4 protein-coding genes are annotated in these 6,068 nt (G+C 41.7%); all 4 read right to left on the bottom strand.

Annotated elements, in window-relative coordinates:
* A partial coding sequence (locus AC23P2_RS29225) for a hypothetical protein (protein ID WP_487776479.1) occupies positions 1-638 on the bottom strand: 638 nt, incomplete at its 3' end.
* A gap of 176 nt (positions 639-814) precedes the next feature.
* The gene (locus AC23P2_RS29220; protein WP_487776478.1) at positions 815-3,859 is read right to left on the bottom strand and encodes an efflux RND transporter permease subunit; all 3,045 of its coding nucleotides are present in this window, start codon (positions 3,857-3,859) and stop codon (positions 815-817) included.
* A gap of 15 nt (positions 3,860-3,874) precedes the next feature.
* The gene (locus tag AC23P2_RS29215; protein WP_487776477.1) at positions 3,875-4,750 is read right to left on the bottom strand and encodes a carboxypeptidase-like regulatory domain-containing protein; all 876 of its coding nucleotides are present in this window, start codon (positions 4,748-4,750) and stop codon (positions 3,875-3,877) included.
* The gene (locus AC23P2_RS29210) at positions 4,747-5,853 is read right to left on the bottom strand and encodes a 6-bladed beta-propeller (protein WP_487776476.1); all 1,107 of its coding nucleotides are present in this window, start codon (positions 5,851-5,853) and stop codon (positions 4,747-4,749) included. Before AC23P2_RS29210 ends, AC23P2_RS29215 begins: the two co-directional genes overlap by 4 nt.
* Positions 5,854-6,068: the final 215 nt, after the last annotated feature.

Raw genomic sequence — 6,068 nt, 5'->3', positions numbered from 1 at the left:
TTAATTAATCTTCCCAATCTATGATAAGTTAATTCAGTTTTTTCAGTTGCGAAGAAAGACTGCATTAACTCATTTGATGATAAATTAACCAGGTTTTTATAAATGATATATACCGAATCTAACTTGTTATAGTGAGTTTCTATTTTTGTTAAATAACCTTCATCCGTTATAGTTTTTCCTATATCTCTTAAAAGTGGCATTCTGCTAGTAGTGTTTATCTCTTGTAAATAATCGTTGGCGATTTTGTAGTCGCCTTGATATTGAAAAGATACAAACCCATTTTTTTTATTGTTCATATCAATGCTTACTGTAAGTTGATGGCCTGGTACAATGAATATTTTACGGCCAATTCCATTGGCAACCACTTCCATATTCATTGATTTTGGAAAGCGGTATTTCTTTTCGCATATTCCATTGTTGATTATTAAAGTGTCGGTAATACTCGTCAAATAATTTAAACTGTAATTTAAAAGTATGTAAGGAGCTGATAAGTTTTTTACTTCAAACCGAATGGTTGATTCGATTTGTGCACTATCTTGGTTTGAAAATTGGTTGTCTTTTTGGTAACTTTCATTGTTGCCAAAAGTATCTAAAACCTTAAAGGTTATAATAAATAGTGTGAGAAAAAGAGTTTTCATGGTATGGTTTGTTAAAAAAGTGCTCTATCGTTACAGTGAAAAGCCTATTTTGCTTGTCGGCTAAGAGTATTTTGGCCGTTCTAAGGTAAGGTAAAGTTAAAAAAAACTTAGTGTAAAAAAATAAAATAATAGTAGATTGCAAATTGGTAAAACGAGTTGCTCACCACCCGTTTATTTTAACGCTGTTGGCGTTGCGCAATCCAATAATACAACAACGGTATAATCGTCCAGGAAGCAATGACGCCCACGGTCATTCCCCCAATAACCGTCAGTGCCAACGGACGTTGAAGTTCTGCTCCCAAACCTCCCGAAAATAAAACGGGAAATAGTCCCAAAACTGTGGTTAGGTAGGTCATCAATTGCGATTTTAGCCTTCTTTTACCCGACAATCGAATCGCCTCCATTAACCCAATGTTGGCACGTTCGCGGTTCATGGTGTCAATCTTTAAGATGGAGTCGTTGTCAATCAAACCTATCAACACCACTATGCCAATCATGGAGAGCGCGTTCAAACTTTCCCCAAATAGTGCTAAGGTGAAAATCGCTCCAGAAATGCCCAATAAGGCTGTGAGCATCACAATCAACGGCTGTAATAATGATTCAAATTGGGCCGTAAGAATGCAAAACAACAAGGCAACTGCAATCAGAACCGTCCACGCCAATTCATTGAGGTATTTGATGTTTTGAAAATACTCACCGACCAAACGATAGTGAAGATTAGGAAGCTGACGGAGGAGCTGCTCTAACGACTGGATGGTGTTCAAGGTGGATTGCGCCGATGCGACATCCATAGGCAGGTAACTGCCTTCTTTTCCCAAATAAAATTGACGATAATCCTCAACCGTACGAAACTGAACAAGTGCTTTAAGGGGAATAGGTTGGTTTTCGCGGTTATAGACGAAGGTAGAGGCAAGTTTATTGGAAGCTTGCGACGCCAGAACAATAGGAATGAATTTCTGCTCGGCTTGCAGCTGCCCTACTTGATTTTCGTTGAAGAGCGTTTTTAGGCTGAGATAAGCCTGCTCAGGGGTAATGCCGTAAAGTAACAATCGTTCTTGGTCTAAACTGACCGCAATTCGTTTTTGTAGGGCAATGGGATTGGTTTTTAGGCCATTCCTTGTCAAAATGTCGTAAACGGCTGCGGCCTGCTGGGGGCTGGGAGTGCCATCGGTTTGGGTCGTATAGAGCCGAATTTGAAGAGGCGGAGCTTGCGAACCAAACAATTGTTCAAAGACATTTTGGGCGGGCCTGATAGCCGCGACCGCCGATGGATATTGCTGACGAAGCCGCTTTGCGATTAACGCTGAAGCCTGTTGATATGCTTGCGCATCTTTGGTTTTGAGGTAAAGCGTGGTCTGATTGGGTGATTGTTGTAAGTGGCGGTTCAGTAAAAACTGCTGCTGACCCACATAATTACAGACGTAGAGCGACGAAACTCCCTTTAGCAATTCCGCCACTCGTTGGTAATTTTGCTCCACATTCAACGGTTCATTCCAGTCAATTTTAACTTCTAATTCGCTACGACTAATGGCGGGCATTCCGCGTTTTTCGAGGTGCTGAACCGATACTATGGCAGCTCCAATAAGGCTAACAACGGCCACCCAAGCCAGTTTCCGAAAACGAAAAGCGACCTTAAACGTGCCATTATAAACTCGCTCGATTCGGCGGGTGAGCCACGTTTCCTGCGCTGTGGACGAACTTTTTGCTGAGCGAAAAGCCAACCGATACAACACAGGCACCAAAGTATAAGAAGTAAGCAGCGAAACCCCCAAGGCCAAAGTAACCGAAACTGATTGGTCAAAAAACAACGCTCCCGCCAGACCACTCAAAAAAATGAGGGGCAAAAAAACGGCGGAATTGGTCATAACCGAAGTAAAAAGAGGGCGTATAACTTCTTCTGCTCCATCCACACAAGCATGTTCAAGCGGAAGTCCCTGTTCTCGTTTTTCCTCAATGTTTTCAATCAAAATAATGGCGCTGTCGATGATTTCACCAATTCCCAAAACCAATCCTGCCAGTGAAACAATGTTGATACTCAAGCCGAGAAGGTAAAATCCTAAAAAGGTGATACTGAGCGAAACGGGAATTACAATGCCAATCAAGACAGGAACGCGAGGGTTGGGCAGGAAGAAAAAAATCATCACAAACGTGAGCAACGCCCCCGTTAAAATGTTACTGATAAGGTTGTTGATAGAAAGGTCGAGGAGTTCGGTTTGGTCTTGCGAGAGGGTAAATGCTAGTTGGGGATAATCGCGTTGAAATTGGGCTAGAAGTTGGTCGAGCTGTGCCTTCATTTCGAGCAACTGAGCATCCGATTGTTTAATAATAGCAAGCGCAATGGCGCGTTTCCCGTTAAATGTATAAAAACCTTGTTGGGGTTGTTCGTTGACCGAAACCTTTACCAACTCTCCCAAACGTATCAAGCGTCCGCCGTTAGTCATTGACTTATTATCGCCCACGCGAAACGTAATGTTTTCAATGTCTTGGGGAGTTCGAAGCACGGACGAAAACCGAATGTTGTATTGGTATTGTCCATCTTTGACGGCAATGTTACCAAGGTCGATGTTGTTTTGTTGAAGTAAAGTGGCAATTTGGGCTTCCGAAACGCCCAAGCTTTGCAGTATATCTTGCTGCAGTGTAACGACAATTTGGGGGAGTGACAAGCCCGAAGCGTCCACGAGTGCTACTTCTGGCAGTTGTTCGATACGTCGTTTGAGCACGTTTTGGCAAAAATCGGAGAGTTCGACCTCACCCCCTGCCCCTCTCCTTTCTGGAGAGGGGGGATTGTCTTTGGGGGCTACGTTGAGTTGGAAAACGGGGATGTCGCTTGCACCAGCCTTAATGACTTTGGGGCGTTCCATATCGCGCGGGAACTGCGCGATAATTCCGTCGATTTTTTCGTTGGTCTCAACATAAGCCAGTCGGATGTCGGTTCCAAAATCAAACCGAAGTTTTAAAAGCGCGAATCCGTCTTGGGAAACCGCCTCAATATCTTCTAAATGATTGACTTGGAGTAATTGATTTTTGAGCGGAAGCACGACCGATTGCTGCAACTCGCGGGCGGCAGCAGCGGGGTAGTTGACTTGGACGGTGATTTCGGGTACGGGAATATCGGGCAGCAGCGACACGGGCAGCAACCGAAACACAATAACCCCCAACACCGACAGCGCAAGGGTAATGATAAGAACGCCCACGGGGCGATGAAGGAGAAAGCGTGTCATACTGTGAGAGTCCAATTACTCACGACACGTAACGTAGATGGCTGAAACATCATCTCTTTTTGCTAAAACGGCGTATTGGTTTCCGAATAAATAAATATGACGGGCGGCTATTCCTCTAGGAAACTGCCGCCCAATGCGGTATTCAAAGGTTTTATTAGCGCTTTCTTGAGCGGGACTTGGAGTCACTTTGTTTACTAACACCACAAGGTTTTCCGCTGGTAACTCGATGTTCAAATGCTCAATGTCAAGCCAGCCTACTTTAGTGGTGGTAAACGAAATCGGCTGATTGATAATCGGAACGAGCTGCTGTTTGGGGTATAGCCGATAGTCCTCTCCAAGTTCGTTGAGCGCATAGAGCGTCATGATGTAGGTGGCAGGCTGGGTTTCGCCCATAAAAATCGAAATACTTTCAAGTTTACCCTTCCGTTTTTTAGTCGAAAAAACGGTACCTACACTTGCGCCCGATTGACTGGCTTTGGCAAAATAATATTTCCCCTCCGAGTATTTCAGAAGGTCTAATTGAGGGTCTCCCAAAAGAAAAGTCGCTCCTTTGCTTCTTTTTACGGTTACTTCGGGTAATGAAAGGGGGCGTTCGCTAAGGCGTAGCGTTTTAAATGAAGTAAAATCTTCCTTGGTTAAAACGAGGGTGGTGTCAGCATAGCCAAGGGCAGAAACGACAATTTTGTGTCCTTGTACTGAGGAGGCCACGGTTAACGAAAACGAACCGTCTTCTTGGGCTACGGTTCCCGTTTTGGCATCCGACAAGCTCAACAGGGTAGCAAAAGCGACGCCTTGCCCTTTAGAGTTAACGACTTTGCCTTTGACGGCATTTGTTTGAGCCATAACCAACGTACTCAGTACCAATATAGAAAAGGTCAAAAAATACTTCATTTGCTAAGTCGATAATTTAACAGTAAAATAGTTTTGGCTTCAAGTTGTTTAGGTACTTTTTGCCAAGTTCCTAATTTATTCCACCAAGCTGTTGGTTTTGTTTTATCTAACTCCTCAATATAAACAGGTTTGAGGTAGGTGTTTTGATAAACTGCTATTGGAAAGGGAATAGAGTTTGCTTCAATTTCTTCTGATACATTTTTTAGCTGTATAGTTTTGCCAGTTTTTAAACTGTGATTGACAAAATGAAAAGAAGTTGGAGTAAAGTAATGAAAGAACTGAACAGAATGTTTGTCAATACTCAGAAGGTGAGCCATAAACGCATATTCTCCTTTACTAAGGCGTTGTTCTGTTGATTCAGTATCACTTGATTTCCAATTTTTACTAGGGAATACATATTTTCCAAAATCAATCTTTAAGATAGGAGAAATTGCTTGAGGTAAAACCTTGTATATTACTTCATTAAATGGCTCAACGAAATATAACTCTGAGCCTGATTTACTAAAACTTGAAGCAAAAATAGCATCCGTAATTAAAGGATATTCTGTCTTTAGCGAGATGGATGGCTTATCAAAGTCACAGTCAGTTATTTGAAAATAATCTTCATCACCATAATCAGAAGTAATAACTTGGGTATCGCTTGATAAAATTTCAATATTCGATATCCATTTTTGGACTTTCTTTTCTCTTTTAAATTCACCACTTGACAAGTCATAATAACAAACTTTAAATTGACTCCGATCATACACAATAAGCTCGCTTTTAAGAGTATCGATGGCGAATGTATGTAAGGTCATGTATTCGCCGACGCCGCCCCCAATACGATTTAAATGATAGCGAAATTGGTTTTTCTTGAAGCAAACTAGTGAATTTGTATTTACCGATAGCAGACAGGTAAAATCTCCTTCTCTCTTCAAGGTAGTAACAGTGCCAAACTGGACGGATTCAGGCATTGTTAGTTGCTCAAAAAATAGTGTATCACAGATACTTTCAAAGTTTTGAGTAGTAGCCTCATCAGAGGCTAATTGAAGTATATTGGTCTTTTCTTCTGTATCATTATGATTACAAGAAAAAAATGAAAAACCCAATAAAAAAAGAAACATTGTTGAAAAAATCGGCCTCATTACTTTAGCAAAGTATCTGTGTGTAGTTTTTTATTTATGAGAAGGAGTATTATCCCCTCTAAGATGGCAGATGTAGTCTGGATTTGATTTGCAATCTTGCTTTAGAAATACTTTTTTTCCTACAAAGTCGCCTGCTCTTACAGGACGATAAGTGAATAAGTACATCATTATTGAGGCTAGAACAAATGTGCCGA

The organism is Runella sp. R0.1_18, from assembly GCF_057652155.1.
The sequence above is the reverse complement of the archived record's forward strand: the minus strand, read 5'-3'. Positions and strand labels throughout refer to the sequence as shown.

What these genes read in the sequence shown, in the direction of transcription:
- AC23P2_RS29215 (WP_487776477.1), bottom strand. Translation starts at nt 4,750, where the DNA reads ATGAAGTATTTTTTGACCTTTTCTATATTGGTACTGAGTACGTTGGTT.
- AC23P2_RS29220 (WP_487776478.1), bottom strand. Translation starts at nt 3,859, where the DNA reads ATGACACGCTTTCTCCTTCATCGCCCCGTGGGCGTTCTTATCATTACC.
- AC23P2_RS29210 (WP_487776476.1), bottom strand. Translation starts at nt 5,853, where the DNA reads ATGTTTCTTTTTTTATTGGGTTTTTCATTTTTTTCTTGTAATCATAAT.